The organism is uncultured Exiguobacterium sp. (assembly GCF_964277885.1).
GTDB lineage: Bacteria > Bacillota > Bacilli > Exiguobacteriales > Exiguobacteriaceae > Exiguobacterium_A.
The window spans coordinates 1,510,311-1,532,219 of the sequence record NZ_CAXYJR010000005.1 but is presented as its reverse complement, the minus strand read 5'-3'; the positions used below and the strand labels follow the sequence as shown (position 1 = coordinate 1,532,219).

Genomic DNA, 21,909 nt, shown 5'->3' with positions numbered 1-21,909 from the left:
ATGTATATGAAAATGAATTACGAAGACATGCGGTCAGCACGAAAAAAGCAACCTTCCGATTGATGACATGTCTACGTTGCCAATCGAAGATACTGTTGAAACAGGGACATCAAGATAGTCATCAATGTGACGTGAACGTATCTAGCTGACACGTATGAGAGGAGGAGTTGGATGAAACGAGAGCAACATGTCACGCCACATCCTAAAGGTGGCTATCAAGTGAAAGCTGCTGGTGCGACTCGAGCAACAAAGCGATTTGCTACACAGAAAGAAGCGATTGCAGAAGGGCGTCGGATTGCGAAAAAACAGAAGACGGAGCTTGTCATTCATAACAAAGAAGGGCAGATTCGCGAAAAAGATTCCTACGGACACGATCCATTTCCACCACGAGGTTGAGCTATCATATACGACACGTTCTGAGCATCAGAACGTGTTTTTTAACGATTATCGTGTCAAATGTTTTTGACATGAGGATGGAATTTCATTACAGTAGAGATGTAAAAAGAATTTGACACGTCGTGGAGGAATGGACATGAGAAACCACATTAAGGAGCGACGTCTAGCGGCAAAATTATCGCAACAAGAACTGGCTGACCGCTGTCAGGTCAGTCGGCAGACGATCAATGCGATTGAAAACAACAAGTATGATCCGACTTTACAATTAGCGTTTAATATCGCTAAAGTCTTGCAGACACAAGTCGATCATCTGTTCATTTCAGAACAGGAGGAATGGGATGTCTAAGAAAAAAACGGGTTTATTTTTAGTGACGCTCGTGATACTTGCGAGTCTTACTATCATTAGTATGATCTTCGAAAACAATGTAACGTTCTTCTCCATCGTGCAATTGGCTATTCTGATGATCATGTTCTTCTCGTATTTTACGTGGGCACGTTCAGGAGAAGACAGTCGACCGATACCGAATGATGAACTTGGAGAAAAGATTACGATGGAGAGTGGGCTCGTTAGCTACAAAATTCTGATTGTCCTGATTTTTGGATTCATCTGTCTCGATTACTTTTTACATGAATCAGCGAATCTGTTATTGATCGTCTTGTTCGCGATCGGACTGACACTGTTGCCGATCATAGAATTTTTAAAAGCAAGATCTTATCGATAAAACGGTATAAAAGTCGTTTAGACGGATTCACCCATCTAAACGACTTTTGATATTTCACAGATTATCTTTTTAAGACGGCCAATCACTCCGCAAAATCGAGTACATATACAAATCATCGAACTGACCACGCGAGTTTTCATATTGACGCAGCAAGCCTTCGCGCTGAAAACCGAGTCGTTCAAGTAATCGTTGAGACGCGGTGTTTGCTGGTAAGACAAGTGCTTCGATACGATTTAAAGAGAGCTCCTCAAACCCATATGTGATGACTGCAAGTGCTGCTTCTTTCGCGATGCCTTGTCCCTGATAGGCAGGATTCAACTCAAAACCAATTTCTGCCCGCTGATGGCGTGCCGACTGATTCAAGAATCCGCAACTGCCGATGATGACATCGTCTTCTTGTAACGCGATCCCGAACCGGATGCCTGTGCGATCGCGACGAATCGAAGCGTACCAGTCAATCTCTTCAAGCGCGTCTGCTTCTGATTGAAAGGGGTCGAGCCCCATCTGTTTGACGACGTGTTCGTCTGATAAATAGGCGAGGACACTCATAGCATCTTCGGGTAACACTTCGCGTAAGACGAGGCGGTTCGTTTTAAGCATTGGGAAAGTATGTAACATTCAAAAAACTCCTTTTCAAGAAAATGTAAAAAGCTGTTGTGCAGTCTTTAATTCATGTGGTAAGATTCTCCACAACAAGAGCATATCATTTCGTTGACGAGAAAGAGTAATGATTGTCCCTCTGCCTTACAGAAAACCGGGATTGCTGAGAGCCGGTAGCCAGATCAATCATGAAGATCCTCTCTGAGAAGTCACGCTGAACCATTCAGTAAGCGTGACCGGATGTCCACCGTTACATGGAATGCACATGATAGTGTGCAACTAAGTGCTGTCGAGAATAAGCATTCTCGACGGAATATGGGTGGTATCGCGGTGAAGTCCGTCCCTGTCAAAGGGGGCGGACTTTTTTGTATTCTCTTAGTTATCAACAAGGGAGCGAACAAGAGATGACGTCACAAAATCAAGCAGAAACCGTACAACAACGTGAGGAGCGTGTTCGAAACAGATGGAAACAAGACCAGGTCTTTGCACGATCGATTGAACAACGCACGGAAACGGAATTCGTATTCTACGAAGGACCGCCGACTGCGAACGGCTTACCCCACGTCGGTCATGCACTCGGACGAACCGTCAAGGATACCGTCGCCCGCTATAAGACGATGCAAGGATTCCGGGTCGAACGAAAAGCCGGCTGGGATACACATGGACTACCGGTCGAACTCGGGGTCGAGAAACAACTCGGCATCTCCGGCAAACAAGCGATCGAAGACTATGGTGTTGAAGCATTCATCTCCCGCTGTAAGGAAAGTGTCTTCTCCTATGAAACACAGTGGCGTGCATTCACGGAAAAACTCGGCTACTGGGTCGACATGGATGACCCTTACGTGACGATGGAGGACGAGTATATCGAGAGCGTCTGGCATATCCTTGGGACGATCCATGACAAAGGCTGGTTGACGAAAGGACACCGCGTGTCACCTTATTGTCCGAGCTGTCAGACGTCACTCAGTTCCCATGAAGTCGCGCAAGGCTATCAGGACGTGACGGACTTATCGGCGACGGTCAAACTTCCGATCGTCGACATGGAGCAGATATTTCTGCTTGCGTGGACGACGACACCTTGGACGTTACCGGCAAACGTCGCGGTGGCGGTTCATCCGGAATTGACGTACGTCACGGTAGAGTTTGAAGGAGAGCGATTCATTGTCGCTAAAGCGTTAGTCGCTGAACTGTTCTCGGAATCCGTCGAGGTCGTATCCGAACAGCTCGGTGCGGAACTCGTCGGTTTGCGTTATGAACCACCGTTTGATTTCGTGACGCCAGAGAACGGTCATACGGTCGTCGGGGCGCCCTTTGTCCAAGCGACGAGCGGAACCGGACTTGTCCATCTTGCTCCAGCGTACGGGGAAGAGGATTACCGGGTCGTCCGGGAAAACGGTCTGTCATTCGTTAATGTCGTCGATGCTGCTGGGTGTTACACGGATGCCGTTCCACCACTCGTTGGTCGATTCGTCAAGGAGTCAGATGTTGCGATCATCCAGATGCTCGCGGAACGGGGACGCTTGTTTGCGAAAAAACGCTATACGCACAGCTATCCGCATTGTTGGCGATGTGACTCACCACTGCTCTATTACGCACAAGACAACTGGTTCATCGAGACGACGGCCGTCAAGGAACAACTCCTTGCGAACAATGCATCTGTGACGTGGTACCCCGATCACGTCAAGGAAGGGCGGTTCGGAAAGTTCCTTGAGCAACTCGTCGACTGGAACATCAGTCGCAATCGCTACTGGGGCACCCCGCTGAACGTCTGGGAGTGTGAAGCGTGTGACACGACATTCGTTCCAAAAAATAAGGCGGACTTGTTGCACCGGACGACATCGACGGAATCCGTCGAGTTGCATAAACCGTACGTTGATGCGTTATCGGTCTCGTGTCCGACGTGTCAGGGTGTGATGCACCGGACACCCGAAGTCATCGATGTCTGGTTTGATAGCGGAGCGATGCCGTTCGCGCAACAGCATTATCCGTCACGGATGCAAACGCTTAACCGGTATCCAGCCGATGTCGTCATCGAAGGCATCGATCAGACACGGGGCTGGTTCTACAGTTTGCAAGCGATCTCGACACTCTTCACGGGACAGCCTGCTTATAAGCGTGTCCTTGCACTCGGTCACGTCCTCGATGAGAACGGGCAAAAGATGTCGAAGAGTCGCGGGAATGCCCTCGATCCGGTGGCGTTGATCGAAGCATATGGTGCTGATAGCCTGCGCTGGGCGCTACTCGTCGACAGCAGTCCGTGGAGTGCGAAACGGTTTGCTGAGCGGATCGTCCAAGAAGCAAAATCAAAGCTAGTCGATACACTGGATCACGCCGTCCAGTTTTATCTGACGTATGCCGAACTGGACGGATTTGATGGCTCACGTCCGCAAAAACGGACGCGTCTTGACGAATGGTTGCTCTCGCGTGTCCATCAGACGACGCAAGACGTGACGGATGCGATGGACGATTATCAATTGACTCAAGCAGCACGGAGCCTTGCGCAACTCGTCGATGAGATCAGTAACTGGTACATCCGCCGTTCGCGGGAACGTTTCTGGCAAGCTGATTGGTCGCAAGAAAAACAAGCCGCGTACATGACGCTCCACTTCGCACTTTCGACGACGGCACGACTACTCGCTCCGTTCACGCCGTACCTTGCTGATGATGTTTATCAGCGATTAACAGGGATGAGCGTGCATGTAGCGGATTATCCGGTTGCCGATCGATCGATGCTCCGACCTGATCTGGAATACGAAATGATGCAAGTTGTCTCTGTCGTCGAGTTAGGACGACAAGTACGTAATACGCATGCCTTAAAAGTCAAACAACCGCTTGCTAGCTTAAGCGTCCAATCGAGTGAAACCTTTTCGTGGGCGGACTATACGGCAATCATTCAAGAGGAACTGAATGTAAAAGACGTCAAAATCGTTCCGACGACGCAAGCGACGACACGGTTCCGTCTGAAACTGAACTTCCGCGCAGCCGGAGCGAAATTCGCACAGCAAGCGAACGCGATCCACCAATGGCTACAACAATTGTCTGCACAGGAGACTTCCGACTTGCTCGAGACCGGAAGATTGATCTATCAGACCGCATCAGGCGATGAAGTCGAAGTGCGTCAAGCGGACGTCATCGTCGAACCAATCGTCCAGACGGGCTTTGCTGCTGCGACGAATGGTGGACTCACCGTGACGCTCGATACACGAATCACGGAAACACTGGAGCAAGAACGCTGGATGCGGGAGCTCGTCCGTTATATCCAGTCGGAACGGAAGGCACAAGCGTTATCGCGGGACGCCCGAATCGATCTCGTCTTGTCGGTCGATGCGACGTTCCAACCGATCGTCGAGACGTTTGAGCCTTTGTTATTCAAACATCTTGTCTTATCCTCCGTGCGAACTGAACCGCTACAAGGAGCAGGGGATGTTCAGCTAGGCGGACACGATGTCGGTGTCTCGTTCACACCAACGAAAGAATATTGTTAAGGAGAAGAGCATGATTGCATTAGAAGCATTAAAAGGTCGACTCGTCGACGGTTTGTTAGAGGTCCAAAAAGAAGAAGGGGAAGTAGCCCGAGAACGTTTCATTTTTAACCGAGGAGCAACGGACGAACAGCTCGCGCTGTTACCTGCGTGGACGGCAGACGACTATCAGACGTTCTTATGTCAACATAACGGGGCGAAGCTCTTTCAACACGAAACGTTATCGTACAACGATGGATTCGAACTCTTTTCAATCGAGGATTGCCTAACGTATAGCGAAATGTGGGAATGTCCCGAAAACTTCTTGGTGATCGGTGCAGGACCAGACGGGGAGTGGATCGTCTACGAGATGAATCGCCCAGCAGGAAATCGGATTTGGAGTGGGGAATTTCTTAATTTCGAGGAATGGGAGGAAGACGCGATGCCGCTTGGCTTCGAGCGATGGCTCGACTACTTGATCGTCGCGCAAGGCACGCCATTTTGGGAATGGTTCCGTTAAGAGAGGAAGAGGTTCAGTGGACATTCAATTACAGACAGCGTCTCTTGCAGACGCTGCGAGGCTTCATACGCTTCAAATCGAGGCGTTTTCAGAAACGCTTGAGCGGTATCAGGATTTTGCAACGAATCCGGCGAACGAATCGATCGATCGTGTCATTCACCGGATCACGCATCCGAGCAGTACGTTTCATCAAATCATCGTCGACGATGTCGTCGTCGGCGGGATTTGTGTCGTTGCGAAAGCAGCGAATCGCTACGCCATCAGTCCGATGTTCTTAGATCCAGCCCGTCAAGGTGAAGGAATCGCCCAACGCGCATTACAGCTCGTTGAAGCAGCGTATCCAGCTGCAACGACATGGGAACTGCGGACGATTCGCGAAGAGACACGTAACTGTTATTTCTATGAGAAGATGGGCTATCGATTGACGGGTGTCAGTCAACCGCTCAACGAACGGGCGACACTCGTTTCCTATCAAAAATCGGTTTCGGAATGAGCGGGTTTTGTCGGAAGGAAGAACCACCACAGATTCGTCAAAAGAGCGGCAAGGACGGCAAAGTTAAACAGATAAAGGCAAAAGAAGAAGACGAACTCACCGATGTCCTCAAGGTTAGCTAACGGATTATCGACCAGGTATGATTCGTGACTAACGCCGAAGAGGAACAAAGGAAAGAAGACATAGAAGTATCGTTTCCAAAAGAATGACGCACGACCTGTTTGAGACATAAGAGCACCTCCTGAAGGAATGGCACGCTTCTTCCAGTCAGAAGAAGCGTGTGTTCGTTTACGATAAAGAGGGTGTACCGACGACTTCGACGTGGCGCGTGACCGTATCAAACAGGCGTGTCCGCGTATCGTTATGAGACAACAGCAACGGTTCACCGGTCTCGTCATAGATGAAGGCAATCGGAATCGAAAAACCACAGTTGCGGTACGAACCATCGGCATGACTCGTTCCGATCATGAGCGCTTGTTGCGCCTGACTGATACTACGTGCTTCACCGGACCACTCAACGTACTGTTCTTCACTGAACATGCCGACGCCAATCGGGTTGAAGATGAGATCGAGTCCGGATTCCTCGCGTAGTCCGTCTTTTCCTAAGAAGATTTCGCGACAGAGGACGTATCCATAGCGGAACGACCCGTCGTTTGCTGTTGAAGGCGTGTAAAGCGGTCCGGCTTCTGGTGTTTTTGCGCGATCAAGCAGAATCGTCCCGGTCGCATCGATGATGACAGCGCGATCGAGATTCGCTTCATCTTTGTAACCGAGGACGATGGCTGTTTTGAACTGTTTAGCAAGGTGTTGCACGCGTTTGAGTTCCGTGACCGTACAATAGCCTTCTGGGTAGACAATCAGATCGATTTCAGGATAAGCGGCGATTTCACGTTCGAATTGCTCAAGTCCGGTCTCGCGTTTTGGTTGAGCGATTAATAATTTCATCAAAACATCCTTTCAGGTATAAATATATCTGAAAAATCAGACTTTCCATTCGTCATGATTTTACCATTAGTGGTAAAATAAAGTATATCGAATTTGATAAATTTTACGGCAAATGAAGGAAGGTCATCAGCTTGAACATTTCAAAAACCACTCTTGTGACACGCCATCTACCGGCAATGAAAGATTTTTACATAAACGAGATCGGATTCCCGCTCGTTTCGGAAACGAATGAGTCGTTTACGCTGCAAATCGGTACCGATCAACTGACATATCAACAGACGGACGATGTTGATACGCAGTACCATATAGCGTTCAACATTCCGGAAAACGTCTTCCAACAAGGAAAAGCGTGGCTCGTAGAACGGACACCACTCTTGATCGAAGATGGACAGGACGAGATTTATTTTGACTTCACGGACTCGCATTCCTGCTATTTTTATGATCCAGATGAGAATGTCTTGGAGCTGATCGCGCGGCATCAAATTAATCCATCTAAAGCGGAACCGACGTTTGATGTTTCCGACATCCTCGGGATTGGTGAGATGAGTCTGACAGTGAAAGACGTGCTTGAAGTGGGTGAGCAGTTAGCAGAGATCGGCGTTCTCGAGCGACGGGAACGTCCGCTCAACGGTGCGTCACTCAACTTCCTCGGACCGGTCGCAGATGGAACGCATATCTTGCTCGTCCCAGAAGGACGGACATGGTTGTTCTCACCGAAGACGGCGAAGGTCAGTCCGATCGAGATGGAACTCGACGGCAGACATCGGGTCCGGCTTGACGCAGCGGGTGTATGGCATCAAAGTACGGTGTCTTCATAATTCATAAATGTAAAAAGTGAGGGAAGTAAGATGAATAAAGCGGTGAATGCGAGTATCGCGTTCGGATTATTGTTGTTCGTATGTGGTTTCTTTTTTCTGTTTGGCTATTTGACCCGGTCGATGCCGATTCAGCAAGGCGGTGACCCGGTCATCTTACCGGTCGCAGCACTCCTCGTTCTCCTACCGTTCGTGATCCGTGAAGGCATGCGTGTTTTGACGTATGTTATGTTGACACGTCGACAGGTCTGCGTACTCATCTTATTTGCAATCAGCGGAATCATACTTAGTAGTTGGATTGAGGTGCAACAGAATGTTGCCGCAATCGATTTCCGTGCCCTCTTTACGATTCATACATACGTACTGTTCGTTTCGAGCATCATCTTGTTGTGTCTCCTATTGACGGGACTCAAACGAATGCGCGTCCGAACGAGAGTGATCTAAATAGAAAAGGACTGAATGATATGGGATACATCACAGAATTACGCAAACTCGTTGGCACACGACCGCTCGTCATGGCAGGAGCGTGTGTCATCGTCGTCAACGATAAACAAGAAGTCTTATTACAACTTCGGCAAGATAACGGTTGCTGGGGACTCGCTGGTGGAGCGCTTGAGATCGGGGAGACGCTCGTAGAGACAGCAAAACGAGAATTAAGGGAAGAAACCGGTCTTGAAGCGGAGCAGCTCGAATTATTGAACGTCTATTCGGGTGATGCGTTTTACTATAAGTATCCGCACGGGGATGAAGTCTATAATGTCATCTCGGCATTTCTGTGTACGGCTTATACCGGTGAAGTGGTTCGGGATCCGTCAGAAGTCGCGGAATTACGCTTTTTCGCGATCGACCAGCTACCAGAAAACCTCAATCCACCGGAACGACCGATCTTAATGGAGTATGTTCAGAAACAACAGACAGCGCATCACGTCTCCATTTGAAGCAAAGGATAAAACAAAAATCTTGAATGAACTGTTCATTCAAGATTTTTTGTTGCACTGGGACGCGTTTCAGCCTGTAGCATCAAGAGGACACGAAAAGGAGGAAACGCGATGCGATGCTTTGCGATTGATTTAGATGGAACGTTATTGAATAAGAAACACAGAATTTCGGCGGGAAATCAGGTAGCCATCAAGAAACGGCAGGATAAAGGAGATATTGTCATCATCGTCACCGGGCGAGCTGCCTTTGATGCACGACGGATTCTAGCGCAACACGGACTGGATTGTCCGATCATTGGTGCGAACGGGGCAGAGGTCGAGGTAGGACAAGGTGGACGGTATTTTTTGAACCGTTCTAGCAGTCGAACGATTTGGGAGATCGTACGATCTACAAACGTATTCATACATATTTATCTACAAGACAACATCCTGTTACCGCAGTTTTCGCTTGCTTCTCTTCAAGGAGGAGATCGTGCGTTTCAAGAAGCGATTCAAGCTCAATTAACGCAATACGGTGTTGAGGAAGTTGACGAAATCGCAATCGATCAATTGGACGTCATCAAATTCATGTTCGTCTCACCTGACACATGGCAGCTCGAACACCTCGAGCAGCAACTCCTTCAGCTGAAGATCTGTTCCGTGACAAGTTCAGGTACCTATAACTTAGAAGTCATGGCAAACGGCGTGACAAAAGGGACTGCCCTTCAAGACATTGCGAGAGCGTACGCGATGACACCCGAGGACATCATTGCGATCGGTGACAATCAAAACGATCTACCGATGTTCAAAGTGGCGGGAACATCGATTGCCATGGGAAACGCTGAAGCATCTGTCAAAAGCAGAGCGACATACCTTACCAGTGATCATGACGAGGACGGTGTAGCGGAGGCATTAAACGGCTTAGAACGATGGGAACAAACGAAGGAGGAACAGCATGGCGAACATCTCGGACATCGCTAAACAAGCGGGCGTCTCGAAATCGACGGTATCCCGTGTCTTAAACGGTCATAAGCATGTATCAAAAGAAAAGCGACGGACCATCTTAGACGTGATGGAGCGACTGGAATATAGTCCGAACGGAAATGCGATCAACCTCTCACGCGGTAAGACGAATACGATGGGTGTCCTCGTGCCGCGTGTCGGTCATCCGTTTTTTCATCAATTAATCGAGGGAATCGGTCAAGTGTGTATGGAACGAAACCACACACTCCTTGTCATCCAGACGGAACATGATTCAGCAAAAGAAGAAGCGAGTATACAATACCTTCGCGATAAGCGGATTGACGGATTGATCATTGGCGCCATCAGTCAGCCGCAGTTACTTGAGACGATGCGGACGGTTGGACCAGTCGTTGCCTGCGAAGACCATCAGGATATCGTGCCGTCGCTCTCTTTTAACCATGGAAAAGCGATCATAATGTTGCTGCAGCATGTAGAAGAACGAGGAGCACAAACAGTCGGTCTCTGTCTTGGAAATCCAGATAGCGGAGTCGGAAGAGTCAGGCGGGAGGCGTTCGATCAATATCTCAAGACGTCTACGCTCCGTCATGAAATTCAATGGTACGCGGATCGGTACTATTCTTTCGAAGACGGACAAGCACTGGCAGGTCAACTTCTAACGATAGACTTACCAGACGCCATCATCGTCGGCAATGACGAAGTCGCAGCGGGTCTCATCCATCAATTTCGCAAGAATGGCATTCGGGTGCCAGAGGATATCGCCATTACGGGATTTGATGATGTACCAATTGCCAGAGCGCTTGAAATAACAACGATCCGACAACCGGTTGTAATGCTTGGCAGACTGGCAGCAGAACAATTATTGGATGACGCGCTGAATCAGAGTGAAAGCGCTAGTTCTTTACTGGAACCTTCTTTGATAATTCGACAAACGACATAAGAGATTGGGGTTATACAGATGAATAAGGAAAAAACCGGTGCGACCGCTACCGTGATGACGATGTCTGACGAACGAGTCCGTAAGTACTTTCAAGCATCGATTGAAAAACAACGGATCACTCAGGAATTTCGCATGCTCGAAGAACTTGAGCGGACGGCCATCCCGACACCAAACGTATATGCCGTTGAATTAGAAGATTCGCCTTTCATTGAGATGCAGCGGATCGACGGCAGCGAAATGTTAGAGTTGTTTGAACCGGAGCGAATAACAGATTTTCTGAACAATTTCGCGACATTACATCAACGGATTCATCAGCAACAATCGCGTGCAGCTCCAGAATGGTATGATGTCACCCAACAAAAAGTGCATCATCTGCAACCTGCGTTACGCTTGAAGGCGGAACGATTGTTAGAGACGCTTCACATTCCGCAACAACAAGGATTGCTCCACGGGGACTTCCATTTTCAGAACATCCTCGTGACAGCAGATGAAACGTTCGTCGTCATTGATTGGCATGATGCGACAACAGGTCCACCGATCGCGGATGTCGCGCGGACGTTGCTCTTACTGCGAATAGCAGGTGAAATAACAGTGCCGGACGAGGTGCGACGATATGTCTGTCGCGAATACCTCGACCGCTATCAAGCTGTTTCGTCAATCCAGCTATCGAATCTTGCAGACTGGATACGACTCATGGCCATTCTTAGGACGCTTGAGCAAGTTCCGGATGCTGAGCAAGAACGAATTAAGGAACTGATTGAGCATCCGGATCTTGTCGCGTATTTTAGGTGAGAAGTGAGAGATAGCGATTATTTTTCGACATACCGCATTTTTTCCGATTCCTGAATACTAGTCGATTTCGCAAATAGGTGATCCGTTACGATGACGACGACTGAAAGCGTGAGTGCAAGGGCACCGATCCAGGGCAAGTACTGCAATAAACCATTCGTGACTGCGATACCGCCGATCCCGGCACCTGCTGCCATTCCGATTTGTCCAAATGCGCTATGCAGGCTTAAAACGATACTTGCAGCAGCTGGTGCCAACGTGATCATTCGTAATTGAATCGGTGTACCGGAGGACCATGCCGCTAACGCCCAAAGGATGAGGAGGATATAAAAGGCAGATGCAACGTGACCCATCAGTGGGAACAGTAGTAGTACGATGGCATGCAGTGCTGTCCCACCTACAAGCGTCCAAAACGTGCCCCATTTATCCGTACTGATGCCACCGAGCTTAGAACCAAACGCACTAGCGATTCCAAACAGGAACAGCGCTGCCGTGACGGCTTGATCACTCTTTTGGAAGACATCTAAAAAATAAGGCGAAATATAGGTAAAGACGATGGAATAAGAACCTAACCATAGGAACGTAATCAATAAATAAGCAGCGATTCGTGGCTGTATGAAGAAGTGAAGTTGTTCGCGTAACGGAACCGGTTCTTCTGCGACCGTTTGAGGAATCCAAAAGAATGTCAGGAGCGCCAAGATAAGTCCAATGATTCCAAGGCCAGCGAAAATGACATGCCATTCATAATGAGCAGCAATGACGCGACCGATTGGAACACCGATAACTAGTGCCGTACTATTACCCATGACGACAGTTGCGATAGCGTTTCCTTGTTTTCCTGATGCGGCAAGGACAGCAGCGAGCGTTAATAGCGTGACTTGAATGACACCGGCACAAAGTGCAGATAAGATTCGTGCGCTCATCAGTAGCTCATAACTGGATAAGAAGGTAATTAATACGTTGATGATCGAGAACAAACTGAGCGCATAGACCAGTAATTTTTTTCGTTCGAGTCGTGCCGTCAGAGCAATCAAAAAAGGAGTACCTGCTCCGAAGGCAATCGAGAAGACCGTGATTAACTGTCCGGCAGACGAGACGGATATTTGATTGGAATCCGCGATGCGATCCAATATACCGGCAATGACATATTCTGATGTCCCGTTTAAGAAGCTGATGATGGCAAGTAAATAAATTTTCCCCATGTGTTTCATTATAGTTACACCTCACTGTTTCTGTTTCAATTCGTATCCCGTTTCATTTAGACGTTTGAGAGGTTTCATCTATCCAAGTTGATTTGTGATACTTGGTCATAGTACAGTAGCGATTATGATAAATAAAATGCATCTTTCGCATAGGGGGTATACCAAAAACGTTATGAACAGAGCACAAATCGAATTGATTCTTCAAATTGCTGAGACAGGAAGTTTTACAGCGGCAGGAGAACAGTTACACATGACACAACCAGCGGTCAGTCGGACAATTGCGTCAGTCGAGGCACAACTTGGAACGAAACTAATCAAGCGGGATAAGAAAAAAGGACTGTTCTTTACAGAGGTAGGCGAGTGGGTTCTCGTTATTTTAAGACGTATCAATAGTGAATTTCATAAAGTGGATGAATTGATTGCATCGGAACAAGGTCTAGCGATCGGAAAGGTTCATGTCGGGGTTTATAAAACGGCGTATACACGTTTTTTACCAAAAATCATCCGAACGATGGATGAGCGATATCCGGGACTGGAAGTCAAACTGTGGGAAGGAACCGTTGACCAAATCAAGCAATGGTTGCGAACCGACTGTGTAGATGTCGGGTTCATCACGGCTACAGACGAGGAATTTGATCGTTTTCCTTTTGTATCAGATGAATGGGTCGTTGTGTTACCGGAACACCATCGTTTAGCACATCAAGTATCAATCAGTCTACTCGATCTGTCGGAAGAATCGCTCTTGATCGAACAGATGGAGACGAAGCAACAGGTGCAGATGTTATTTCAGGATCAAGGTCTTGTACCACATGTGCGATATGAGATGCAGCACCTCGAGACGGGACTTAAGATGATGGAAGAAGGACTAGGTGTAGTCATTACGACACGACAAAGTATCGCTGGATTATCGAGCGAAAGTCTAATTCGTCAACTGGAAACGACCGAAACGCCAGATATTAAAATTGCAGTACGAAATAAGAAAGAGATGTCGAAGGCGACGGAAGTATTCATCGAAACAGCGCAATCGTTGTTCGCTGAAACGGTGGACCGTCCATAACAAATCGTAATGAGCTAAAGGAGAAATATAATAACATGCATCGACATATCGTTTCGATTCAAGGCGGCATGGCATCAGGGAAGACGACACTTGCGCGAGCGCTCGAGGACACTTACCCGGAGTTACATGTCTATTATGAAAATCCATATCCGATCGTTCAAAAACGAAAAGAGCTCGGTTTAGACATCCGTACCGAAGACGGATTCGTTGAGAATCAACGCTTGTTCATTCAAGCGGAAATCGAACGATTTCGCCATTTTCCCGATGGACACATCATATTAGATCGTGGTCCGGAGGATCTTGAATTCTACACGCTTCATTATTCACAGATACATGGGCATGACTGGGATATGGAATCTCGTTTAAAGACGGAACTTGAAGCATTAAGAGAATGTCGGTCCGACCAGATTCTTTATTTACAGGCACCAGACCATCTCTTACAAGAGCGGCGCGACGCTGATCAAGAAAGAACTCGTCAATCTTTTGAACAACATCAACCGCTTTGGGCGATCGAAGAGAGATGGTATGAACAATTTTCGGTATATCCGATTGATACGACAGCGAAAACGGCGGAACAAGTCCGACAAACAGCGATGCAGATCCTTGCGTTTAAAAAATTCATATAGAAAAATTTGTTCACTAGGTAAAATCATCTTGGCGCTGTTCAAGATGGTTTTTTCGCTTTCCTGAAGCCGGTTGTTGTAAAATGAATTAACGACAGAGTTGATAAAGGGGCGAACCGACATGGGGAAGCGATCCATTCAAGATGCAGCCTTTCTAGGGAAAAAGAAGCAGGTCATGCGCTGTATCGAACGAGGGGATGATCTGAATGAGTGGGATGAAGAAGGGTTCGCGGCACTACACTGGGCAATCCAGGAAGGACACATCGCGATCGTCGCAATGCTGCTCGACCACGGAGCAGACATCAATCTACCCAATCAAGATGGAATGACGCCGCTACACATCGCATTGTATGACCAGAAATCTGAGATTGCCTTGTTATTAATGAAGCGTGGCGCCTATTTAGATTTAACAGGTGATGGATTTACAGCACTACATCTAATATCAGGTCGGTCTGGCAATAAAAAAATCCTGCGTCACTTGGCTCAGGATATGGAATTGTTACACGAACGAACTGAAGAGGGTGAGGGAATGACGCCTCTACACATTGCCGCTCAGGCAGGGAAGGCAAAAAAAGTCACCTTATTGCTTGAAGCGGGAGCTGAAATCGAGGCAGAGGGAGAAGGAGGTGTAACCCCATTGTATCTCGCGGTGACACATAACCATCCAAAAGCCGTTAAGGTGTTACTCAAAGCAGGAGCGGATCATGAGACGAGCCCATCAGAGGACGGGGCGACGGTATTGACGCTAGCTAGCACGAAGGGATACGAGCGTATCGTCCGTATATTACTTTCTTATGGAGCAAATCCGCTTCACCGCGACGCTTCAGGACACTCCGCGCGTGATAGTGCCATCGAGAACGAACATCATCAAATTGCGGAGATTTTACGCCAAAAAGAGATCGATGCGTTGTCTGAGGAAAAGAATAAGTGAACGATGGACGATTAAACAGGAAACATCTGAGGATGATTCCTGTTTTTATTTTTAAAGGATTTTCAAATTGCTTTGTCAAAATAGAGATTAAGAGAACACTTATTCGTCATTGAAAGGAAGGATGTATCATGAACACAATCGATTGGACAGTATGGAATTTAAACGAAGTGAGAAGAAGAAGCGTCAAAGTCTGGCAGTCGATTCCTGAAGATAAACTGAACTGGAAACCGGATGAGAATGCCATGACGTGTTTCGAGATGATCCGTCATGTGTTAGATAGCGAGTATTATTATTACTTAGCGTTACAGAACCGAGGCAGTTTATCGTCGTATGAGTCCCCGTATGAAGCACGCGACTTCGTATCCGTGCAAGCAGAATTAGACTTTGCGGCAGTCTATCGTGAGGAATTCATGACATATGTCGAGCAACTACCGGAATCAGATTTAGCGACGGTTCAGATCAACCGTTCCGAATCGGGATATGTGCGTTCGCTTGGAGATATGTTGCTACGAATTGCTTATCATGAAGCGGTACATACGGGACAGTTACTCGATTACCTGAGAACAGCAAGTATCGAGCGTGTACGAGTATGGGATTGATATGGATGGATACGAAAATAATGTTTCTGATAAAAAATAGAGGAGAACGATGAAATGATTGGAATCAGTATCGCAACCAAATGGGAGTTCGACGCAACACTAGCGTATTTTCGTGTCTCGCCCGAAGAAAGAATTGCCTATCCGTACGGTGAATATTTCACGCGAGAGATGAATGGAAAAACGCTCATATTTTATAGTACCGGCGTTCGAAAAGTAAACGGTATCGGTGCGAATCAATATATGATCCTCCGCTTTACATTGACGAAGGTCATCGTTGCTGGAACGTGTGCCGGGATCGATACCAGGTACGACGTACTTGATATCATCGTTCCAGATCGTGCTGTTCAATATGATTGCACGGTTAAAGAGATTGAACCACTGATCAAACCCTCGTTCGTCGTCAATCTCGATGTATCGAAGTATGGTAACGACTTTTATCTCGGAACGATAGGAACGGCAGATCGGGCTGTCGTCATGTGGCGAGACTATATCGAACTGCGGGATAACGGATTGACGATTGCCGATACGGAAGCGGGGGCAATCGCGTACATCTGTCAGAAAAACGGGGTTGAATGTATCATCATCAAAGGGATATCTGATTTTCCAACAGAAGAAAAAGAAGAAGATGTGGTTGAAGCAAACGTTGAACAGATGCGGATCTACATCGAAAATACGCCGAAAGTCATGACGAAAATTTTTTCCGATTATATGGCACGATTCATCTAAAAAACGCAGAATATCTGTTCGATGATGAACGAATAATCTGCGTTTTCACATGTAATGCTTTCGTTTGTACATCTTATGTTCGATCCAAGTCCAAATACGAGTTGCGAAATAGAGATCAGCAATCGCACCGATTGCCATTGTGATCAACATGAGGATGCCACTCGTATCAAAAGTAAGTAAAGGTTCGAAAAGCGTAAAGATGACAGCTAACACAAGTGGGATCGTGATACCGATCCAGATGGAAGAAAATAAGAGTGCCTTCCACATTCGAATCATCCTTTCTTACAATGATTTGTTTAAGTATATCAAATAATGAGTAGGTAAAATGGAAATAAAGAATAGAAGATGAAATGGATTGATGGGATTCGGAACAAAACGACGTTCATAAATCCGGATGTACGGTTAATCGACTATTTTGTTCCGCCCCCTAATCCAATAAAGGTAATAAACAAACCAACTGTGAGGGCTATAGCAAGTACGATGTTTTGATATAGACCAGCTGGAAAAAAATCAATGATGAAGAGTAGTAAAAATAGTGATGCAACAATCAGTCGCGCATTTCGCACAGAAGAATCTAACGAACGCCATTTGATGAAAAGTAAGATGTACGCTAAAGGTGCAATTAAGTAAGAAATAATAAAGAAGGGGATTCTTCTTAGATAATAAGGTGATTTTTCTTCCTTATCTTCCATTTTTATCACTCCAAAAACGTATTTATTTGACTTAACTATAGAATAGATCAATTAAAAGTCATGCAACGGAACGCTGCAGACTACTTACATCGGTTTCTAACGTAATCTTTCATCGGTGCACTTCTTTTCCACATTTTCTAATCTTCTTGTGACAGTATAGTTCGATGACACCGTATTTTTGAAAAAGGGTCGATGATTCTCTTCTTTGAGGAGAGTCATCGACTCTTTTTGATATAAACAATTAAAAATTGGTCTAGTCTGATGAAAGTTACTTGATTCCAATGTTCTCAAGGTATTTTTTTTCAGAGTCATCGATTTTACGGCTGATTTGTTTCGTGTATGTTTTCCGCGCGTGAGTTGATCCATCTTTCTGATAAATGGCTCTTTCTCCTCCAACTGATTGGTCGTAATAGATTTCAATGAGGCCTTGATCCTCATAAACGATGGCGCCCGTTTCACCGGTGTTTCGCTTTAGTTGTCGATCAACCTGTTGCTTCTTCAAGTACTGATTTTCAGATTTGAAGACTTGATTGATAGCTACATCATATTTCTGTTTTGCTTTCTCGCTAGTCGTATTTCCGTCTTGATCATAATCACTACATCCCGCTAGGAAGACGAACGAAAAAAGGAGGAAAGCTAAACGTTTCATTTTCAAGTGCGAACACCTCCGAAGTACACGGTTTTGTACTACCGATAGTGTACATCAAGGAAACACTTCATATGTAGCGTACTTGAGAAATAGGGAAGTGCCTTAGGACAGGTACATTATATTTCAACACCTAAGCGTCGCTCCTCAAACGATACGCTATGTAAATCTTCGATGAGAATCTCATCCTTGAATCTCGAATAATGACTGATCACTGTATCCATTCAATTCCACCCATAAAGAAAGAATAAGTACCGTATAGAGCGTAATAACGCTGACATAAAAGATCTTGAATTTTGAATTGTAATCACAAAAGAATATATCAACTGCATTTGATTTAAATTAATAGCGAGTACGCTGATAAGAATTAATTAGAAAGAAGAGGAGTTTAATGATAAATAAAAATTCCCATAAATGGTTATGACTTTTATAATGGAGTGGAGAAATTGATTTTTTAAGAAAACAGCTATTTAGGAAAAATTATAAATTTCATCGACTTATTACATAAAGGATTGTGTGACAATATGCAACTCATCAAACACATGAACGGTCAGAATCATTTTTGGCTGTTTGAAAAGGATGGACGGACACTTTACACGTTTCACGGCATCATGGGAGAGAGGTTGACAGAACCAATGAGCGAGCAAAAGTTCTCGCGCTTTTTTAATCTGGATGCCTACATTCGAGAACTCGTAGCGGAGAAAGAAAAAGACGGATACTCGGTCGTTCAAGAAGCGGATTACCACGAAGTTGTCGTCGAGATCTTTTGTCAGGATACAGAGTATGACGTCATCTTTGAGCGTCGCTCGAGCATTGAAGAAGACCTCAATGAATTTCTTTTTGAAATCGGCAACGGGTATTTTGTTGAAGATGAATATGGTTCAGAAGCGATCGAATTCGTCCTTCATATCTTGGAGCCGTCTTATATCGTTGAACCCGTCATTGATTATTTCAAGGACCAGTTTAATCTGAAGAAAATCCGAATGGGGCAGGCAAAAGTTCATTACGGCAGACGCTTGACCGGACTTTATCCCACAGGTAAGAATTTTAACCGGAAAAATTGAACGATGACGACACAGATTGGAGATACAGTATGAACGAGCTGACAATCGACGAATATTCTTTTCAGTCGAAGAGTATCCAACGTATGCTTCAGATATCCGAAATCAACGTGCTTGGTCCATTGCAAACTATCTACGAAATCATGTGTTATGACCATACAGTAGGTAGTTTTACCAGTGAATTGACGGAGGAAGTATTATATGACACGCTGGTTCGCTTCAATCATTTTCCTTTATATATCACGACTAATTTTGATGAGATTCGAGAAGATGAAATGGACCTCTTAGAGCGTTTAAAATTGCGACCATTCGTTTGCCACGAACATCCCCGGTACGAAGGCGATCATCGACGTACCAGTTTTTATTGTTGTATCGAAGTGTCGGATGCGAATGATCTGCGTTTCGTCTTAAAAGAGTCCTTCTTTCGAGCTGCTTATAGTGAAACGTTCCTCATCACGTTCGCTCGACCCACATTTGAGTTAAAAACCTCTGGAAAATGGATTTTTAAAGAAGCGAAATACACGCATGTAATTGATGCACGTGATGGATTGCCGTTTATCCTTCCATCGCATGATGCGCTCGGTTTCATGTGGTTTTCGAATGGAGATGCCTTTCAAACCGTCGATCAGCTTAAAACAATCCTACCGACGGATTATCAGATAGATCATGTTTTAAATACCTATAAATAATTTAATTTAAAATAAAAGGAGTCATACAGAATGACATATCAAAGTGGATTACCTGGCATTACGGAAGAGAGACTAGAAGAAGTAGAGGCAGTACTCGGCTTCGAGCTTCCGAAAGAACTACGAAACTGCTACAAGCGCGAAAACAAGTTCAATGTCGGTGAATGGGAGTTTCATCCGATCAAGGACGAGCAGTACATCAAGCGAACATGGGACGACCTTGTTCGTGTCAACACGACGGATGCGGAGGACTATCCATCCGGTTTCTTACGAATCGCCAGTGACGGAACAGGTGACGAACTCGGATATCAGTTACCGGACACAGAGACGATCGTCTTGTGGGACCACGAGGAACAAGAGTTGTTTTCAGTAGCACCGACGTTGAATACGTTCGTTGAAAAGGAACAACAAATGGAACAGAGTGCGGAACAAGCAGAACTTTTCTTAGAGACGGTTCTTGAAACGGGTGCTGTCTATGGTCTATCAAAGTTGGAACAGTCGGGCTGGGCGTACTGTCCGTCGAATCAAGAGGAAACGGACGTCCTATTATTCTTTTCGACGGAAGCGGCGGCGAAAGCGCTACAGACGAAAGAATGGGCGAACTATCATCTGATTCGCTTAGACCTGGATTTGTACATGAATGGCTGGTTACCGAACATGATTAACGACGGACTGTATTGTGGCTTGAATTGGGGACCGGAGCTCGTCGGACTTGAGCTAGATCCAGAAGATGTCCTAGCAGATCTGGAGGGTTAACATGATTCAGACACTCAGTAAACAGGTGGATGGCATTACGTACTTTTGGTACTTGTATCGTGATGGTCGAACAATCCAGATCTATCACGGTGTCACCGAGCAATGGAAGTTGGATCAAGATGTCAGCGATGAGAAGGAAGAACAGTACTCGACGAGGCGTCAAGCGAAACGACGGATGGAGGAACTGATTGCCGAGAAACAAGCGGAAGGATACAAGCAGGATGATATTTACGGGATACAACCTGGACGAAAGGAACGCGAGAAGTTTCGACGACGGACGTCCTGGTTCGCCTATCTTCTGGTGGGACTTGGTCTGTTTCAGTTCGTGACACCGTTCTCTGTCTTACCAATTGTAGTATTTGGAATGGGTATTCCCTTGATGTTTTTAGCTTTTATTGGTAAAGATTATCTTCCTACATGGCTTCGAATTGTCTGCTTCATTAGTTACTTTTTCATGCACGTGATTCATCAGCAGGAATCGTACATCCCGTATCTTTTCCCGGTTCTTTCGATAGGCACGGGAATACTATTATGGTTTCATCTTCGAAAAACGAGACAACAAATGAAAGTAGAGCAATGACATTTTTAAAAGGAAATGAAACATGTCGCTTCTAGATAAGTTATTACAAGACCCTATCGTTTCTGATCTACCACGTCTTCACACCGCTCTTCTTGCCAAAAATCATGGCTTACGCAAAGAGTGGTTAGTACATATGGATAGATTCATTGAAGAAGCGAATACGTGGAACTTCGAGCGACAGCGGACGTTTGTGAGTTGGTTATTATCTACCTGTGAAGGAGAGACAGACGCTTCGTTCCTCTTGATTCATCCGCTAAAAGAACGTCTTCTAAAACCGACTTTGAAGAAGTGGATGAAAGAGTTGCCGGATGACGTCCGACCGTATCGCTGGTATGGTCTTTTCATTGATGAAGATGACCGCTTCATCTATTTACAAGAGGCGATTACACGTGGGGGAGGACAAGAGCAGTTAGCGATCGAGAGAATGATTAATCATCTTTTGTACGGATTATGGTATTCCTTCCATCATCTCGATGAAGATTTGTATTTAGGAGAAAAAGAGGAAGATGCTGCAATCTTAACAGAGGCTTGGTTACTAATCGAGCAACTCGATGATGCGCTTTTCAAATCGGAATGTATTAACGAATGGCAGAAGATGAATCAAACCTTAAACGGATTGGATTCGTTTCCGGCAAGAGCAAACCACTGGATTCATGGAGTGGCGGATGCAACAAGAATTAAAGGGTTGAGTTACAACAACGCAATGACCTCAGCTATTTAGAAAGGGCGGAAACGCGTGGGATGCATTACTCTCGGAAATCGGCAGATGAT

General features: G+C 46.0%; 29 protein-coding genes and 1 other annotated feature. Of the genes, 22 read left to right on the top strand and 7 right to left on the bottom strand.

Annotated elements, in window-relative coordinates:
* The first annotated feature begins 171 nt into the window (after window positions 1-171).
* From ACHWTJ_RS09900 to ACHWTJ_RS09890, 3 genes are all read left to right on the top strand, one after another.
* Window positions 172-396, top strand: a complete 225-nt coding sequence (locus tag ACHWTJ_RS09900; protein ID WP_058265324.1) for a DUF2188 domain-containing protein — start codon at window positions 172-174, stop codon at window positions 394-396.
* 136 nt (window positions 397-532) lie between these two features.
* The gene (locus ACHWTJ_RS09895) at window positions 533-742 is read left to right on the top strand and encodes a helix-turn-helix transcriptional regulator (RefSeq protein WP_023468028.1); all 210 of its coding nucleotides are present in this window, start codon (window positions 533-535) and stop codon (window positions 740-742) included.
* Window positions 735-1,118: a hypothetical protein gene (locus ACHWTJ_RS09890; RefSeq protein WP_394679607.1), complete on the top strand. Its 384-nt coding sequence runs from the start codon at window positions 735-737 to the stop codon at window positions 1,116-1,118. The genes ACHWTJ_RS09895 and ACHWTJ_RS09890 overlap by 8 nt, the downstream gene beginning before the upstream one ends.
* Before the next feature lie 69 nt (window positions 1,119-1,187).
* Here the strand turns inward: ACHWTJ_RS09890 and ACHWTJ_RS09885 are convergent, their stop codons facing one another.
* Window positions 1,188-1,736, bottom strand: coding sequence for a GNAT family N-acetyltransferase (locus ACHWTJ_RS09885; protein WP_294746894.1), 549 nt, complete (start codon window positions 1,734-1,736; stop codon window positions 1,188-1,190).
* 84 nt (window positions 1,737-1,820) lie between these two features.
* Window positions 1,821-2,066, top strand: a binding site (T-box leader).
* 56 nt (window positions 2,067-2,122) lie between these two features.
* On the opposite strand from ACHWTJ_RS09885, the gene ileS reads away from it, so the two are divergent.
* Genes ileS through ACHWTJ_RS09870 form a run of 3 tightly spaced genes read left to right on the top strand, consistent with a single transcriptional unit; the run spans window position 2,123 to window position 6,192 of the window.
* Window positions 2,123-5,203, top strand: a complete 3,081-nt coding sequence (ileS, locus tag ACHWTJ_RS09880) for an isoleucine--tRNA ligase (protein ID WP_394679837.1) — start codon at window positions 2,123-2,125, stop codon at window positions 5,201-5,203.
* A 10-nt stretch (window positions 5,204-5,213) separates the two neighbouring features.
* On the top strand, window positions 5,214-5,699 hold the full coding sequence (locus ACHWTJ_RS09875) for an SMI1/KNR4 family protein (protein WP_394679606.1): 486 nt from the start codon (window positions 5,214-5,216) through the stop codon (window positions 5,697-5,699).
* A 16-nt stretch (window positions 5,700-5,715) separates the two neighbouring features.
* Window positions 5,716-6,192 (top strand): GNAT family N-acetyltransferase, encoded by a 477-nt coding sequence (locus tag ACHWTJ_RS09870; RefSeq protein WP_394679605.1) that lies wholly within the window; start codon window positions 5,716-5,718, stop codon window positions 6,190-6,192.
* On the opposite strand, the gene ACHWTJ_RS09865 is transcribed toward ACHWTJ_RS09870, so the two are convergent.
* Together ACHWTJ_RS09865 and ACHWTJ_RS09860 are read right to left on the bottom strand one after the other, a co-directional pair.
* Window positions 6,171-6,422, bottom strand: a complete 252-nt coding sequence (locus ACHWTJ_RS09865; RefSeq protein ID WP_058265330.1) for a hypothetical protein — start codon at window positions 6,420-6,422, stop codon at window positions 6,171-6,173. The two genes, ACHWTJ_RS09870 and ACHWTJ_RS09865, sit on opposite strands and share 22 nt — an antisense overlap.
* 58 nt (window positions 6,423-6,480) lie before the next feature.
* Window positions 6,481-7,137, bottom strand: coding sequence for a hypothetical protein (locus ACHWTJ_RS09860; RefSeq protein ID WP_394679604.1), 657 nt, complete (start codon window positions 7,135-7,137; stop codon window positions 6,481-6,483).
* A 131-nt stretch (window positions 7,138-7,268) separates the two neighbouring features.
* On the opposite strand from ACHWTJ_RS09860, the gene ACHWTJ_RS09855 reads away from it, so the two are divergent.
* From ACHWTJ_RS09855 to ACHWTJ_RS09830, 6 genes are all read left to right on the top strand, one after another.
* On the top strand, window positions 7,269-7,955 hold the full coding sequence (locus ACHWTJ_RS09855) for a glyoxalase (RefSeq protein WP_394679603.1): 687 nt from the start codon (window positions 7,269-7,271) through the stop codon (window positions 7,953-7,955).
* Window positions 7,956-7,985: 30 nt separating this feature from the next.
* Entirely contained in the window at window positions 7,986-8,396 is a 411-nt protein-coding gene (locus ACHWTJ_RS09850; RefSeq protein WP_394679602.1) for a hypothetical protein, read from the top strand.
* Window positions 8,397-8,416: 20 nt separating this feature from the next.
* On the top strand, window positions 8,417-8,890 hold the full coding sequence (locus ACHWTJ_RS09845) for an NUDIX hydrolase (protein WP_294741920.1): 474 nt from the start codon (window positions 8,417-8,419) through the stop codon (window positions 8,888-8,890).
* 111 nt (window positions 8,891-9,001) lie between these two features.
* Window positions 9,002-9,850, top strand: coding sequence for a Cof-type HAD-IIB family hydrolase (locus tag ACHWTJ_RS09840; protein WP_394679601.1), 849 nt, complete (start codon window positions 9,002-9,004; stop codon window positions 9,848-9,850).
* Complete coding sequence (locus ACHWTJ_RS09835) at window positions 9,825-10,790, top strand: LacI family DNA-binding transcriptional regulator (RefSeq protein ID WP_394679600.1); 966 nt, start codon at window positions 9,825-9,827, stop codon at window positions 10,788-10,790. Before ACHWTJ_RS09840 ends, ACHWTJ_RS09835 begins: the two co-directional genes overlap by 26 nt.
* Window positions 10,791-10,808: 18 nt before the next feature.
* Window positions 10,809-11,582, top strand: coding sequence for a phosphotransferase family protein (locus ACHWTJ_RS09830; protein WP_394679599.1), 774 nt, complete (start codon window positions 10,809-10,811; stop codon window positions 11,580-11,582).
* A gap of 17 nt (window positions 11,583-11,599) precedes the next feature.
* Here the strand turns inward: ACHWTJ_RS09830 and ACHWTJ_RS09825 are convergent, their stop codons facing one another.
* Window positions 11,600-12,790 (bottom strand): MFS transporter, encoded by a 1,191-nt coding sequence (locus tag ACHWTJ_RS09825; RefSeq protein WP_394679598.1) that lies wholly within the window; start codon window positions 12,788-12,790, stop codon window positions 11,600-11,602.
* A gap of 163 nt (window positions 12,791-12,953) precedes the next feature.
* On the opposite strand from ACHWTJ_RS09825, the gene ACHWTJ_RS09820 reads away from it, so the two are divergent.
* The 5 genes from ACHWTJ_RS09820 to ACHWTJ_RS09800 all read left to right on the top strand — a co-directional run bounded on the left by ACHWTJ_RS09820 (window position 12,954) and on the right by ACHWTJ_RS09800 (window position 16,717).
* Window positions 12,954-13,838 carry a LysR family transcriptional regulator gene (locus tag ACHWTJ_RS09820; RefSeq protein ID WP_394679597.1) on the top strand — a complete coding sequence of 295 codons (885 nt, stop codon included), beginning with the start codon at window positions 12,954-12,956 and terminating at the stop codon, window positions 13,836-13,838.
* A gap of 35 nt (window positions 13,839-13,873) precedes the next feature.
* Window positions 13,874-14,464 carry an AAA family ATPase gene (locus tag ACHWTJ_RS09815; RefSeq protein ID WP_394679596.1) on the top strand — a complete coding sequence of 197 codons (591 nt, stop codon included), beginning with the start codon at window positions 13,874-13,876 and terminating at the stop codon, window positions 14,462-14,464.
* Window positions 14,465-14,582: 118 nt separating this feature from the next.
* The gene (locus tag ACHWTJ_RS09810; protein WP_394679595.1) at window positions 14,583-15,392 is read left to right on the top strand and encodes an ankyrin repeat domain-containing protein; all 810 of its coding nucleotides are present in this window, start codon (window positions 14,583-14,585) and stop codon (window positions 15,390-15,392) included.
* A gap of 128 nt (window positions 15,393-15,520) precedes the next feature.
* Window positions 15,521-15,991 (top strand): DinB family protein, encoded by a 471-nt coding sequence (locus tag ACHWTJ_RS09805; protein WP_394679594.1) that lies wholly within the window; start codon window positions 15,521-15,523, stop codon window positions 15,989-15,991.
* Window positions 15,992-16,045: 54 nt separating this feature from the next.
* A complete protein-coding gene (locus ACHWTJ_RS09800; protein WP_394679593.1) occupies window positions 16,046-16,717 on the top strand; it encodes a permease in 672 nt (223 codons plus the stop codon).
* Window positions 16,718-16,762: 45 nt separating this feature from the next.
* On the opposite strand, the gene ACHWTJ_RS09795 is transcribed toward ACHWTJ_RS09800, so the two are convergent.
* The 3 genes from ACHWTJ_RS09795 to ACHWTJ_RS09785 form a co-directional block, all read right to left on the bottom strand.
* A complete protein-coding gene (locus ACHWTJ_RS09795) occupies window positions 16,763-16,984 on the bottom strand; it encodes a hypothetical protein (protein ID WP_394679592.1) in 222 nt (73 codons plus the stop codon).
* Between the two features lie 143 nt (window positions 16,985-17,127).
* Window positions 17,128-17,409, bottom strand: a complete 282-nt coding sequence (locus ACHWTJ_RS09790; protein WP_394679591.1) for a hypothetical protein — start codon at window positions 17,407-17,409, stop codon at window positions 17,128-17,130.
* A gap of 268 nt (window positions 17,410-17,677) precedes the next feature.
* Window positions 17,678-18,064, bottom strand: coding sequence for a hypothetical protein (locus ACHWTJ_RS09785; protein WP_394679590.1), 387 nt, complete (start codon window positions 18,062-18,064; stop codon window positions 17,678-17,680).
* Window positions 18,065-18,579: 515 nt separating this feature from the next.
* Between ACHWTJ_RS09785 and ACHWTJ_RS09780 the strand changes: the two genes are divergently transcribed.
* The 5 genes from ACHWTJ_RS09780 to ACHWTJ_RS09760 all read left to right on the top strand — a co-directional run bounded on the left by ACHWTJ_RS09780 (window position 18,580) and on the right by ACHWTJ_RS09760 (window position 21,859).
* Entirely contained in the window at window positions 18,580-19,119 is a 540-nt protein-coding gene (locus ACHWTJ_RS09780; protein WP_394679589.1) for a hypothetical protein, read from the top strand.
* Between the two features lie 83 nt (window positions 19,120-19,202).
* Window positions 19,203-19,805 carry a hypothetical protein gene (locus tag ACHWTJ_RS09775; protein WP_394679588.1) on the top strand — a complete coding sequence of 201 codons (603 nt, stop codon included), beginning with the start codon at window positions 19,203-19,205 and terminating at the stop codon, window positions 19,803-19,805.
* Window positions 19,806-19,835: 30 nt separating this feature from the next.
* On the top strand, window positions 19,836-20,558 hold the full coding sequence (locus ACHWTJ_RS09770; protein WP_394679587.1) for a DUF2750 domain-containing protein: 723 nt from the start codon (window positions 19,836-19,838) through the stop codon (window positions 20,556-20,558).
* 1 nt (window position 20,559) lies between these two features.
* Window positions 20,560-21,138: a hypothetical protein gene (locus tag ACHWTJ_RS09765; protein ID WP_223041781.1), complete on the top strand. Its 579-nt coding sequence runs from the start codon at window positions 20,560-20,562 to the stop codon at window positions 21,136-21,138.
* 133 nt (window positions 21,139-21,271) lie between these two features.
* Window positions 21,272-21,859 (top strand): hypothetical protein, encoded by a 588-nt coding sequence (locus tag ACHWTJ_RS09760; RefSeq protein WP_394679586.1) that lies wholly within the window; start codon window positions 21,272-21,274, stop codon window positions 21,857-21,859.
* Window positions 21,860-21,909: the final 50 nt, after the last annotated feature.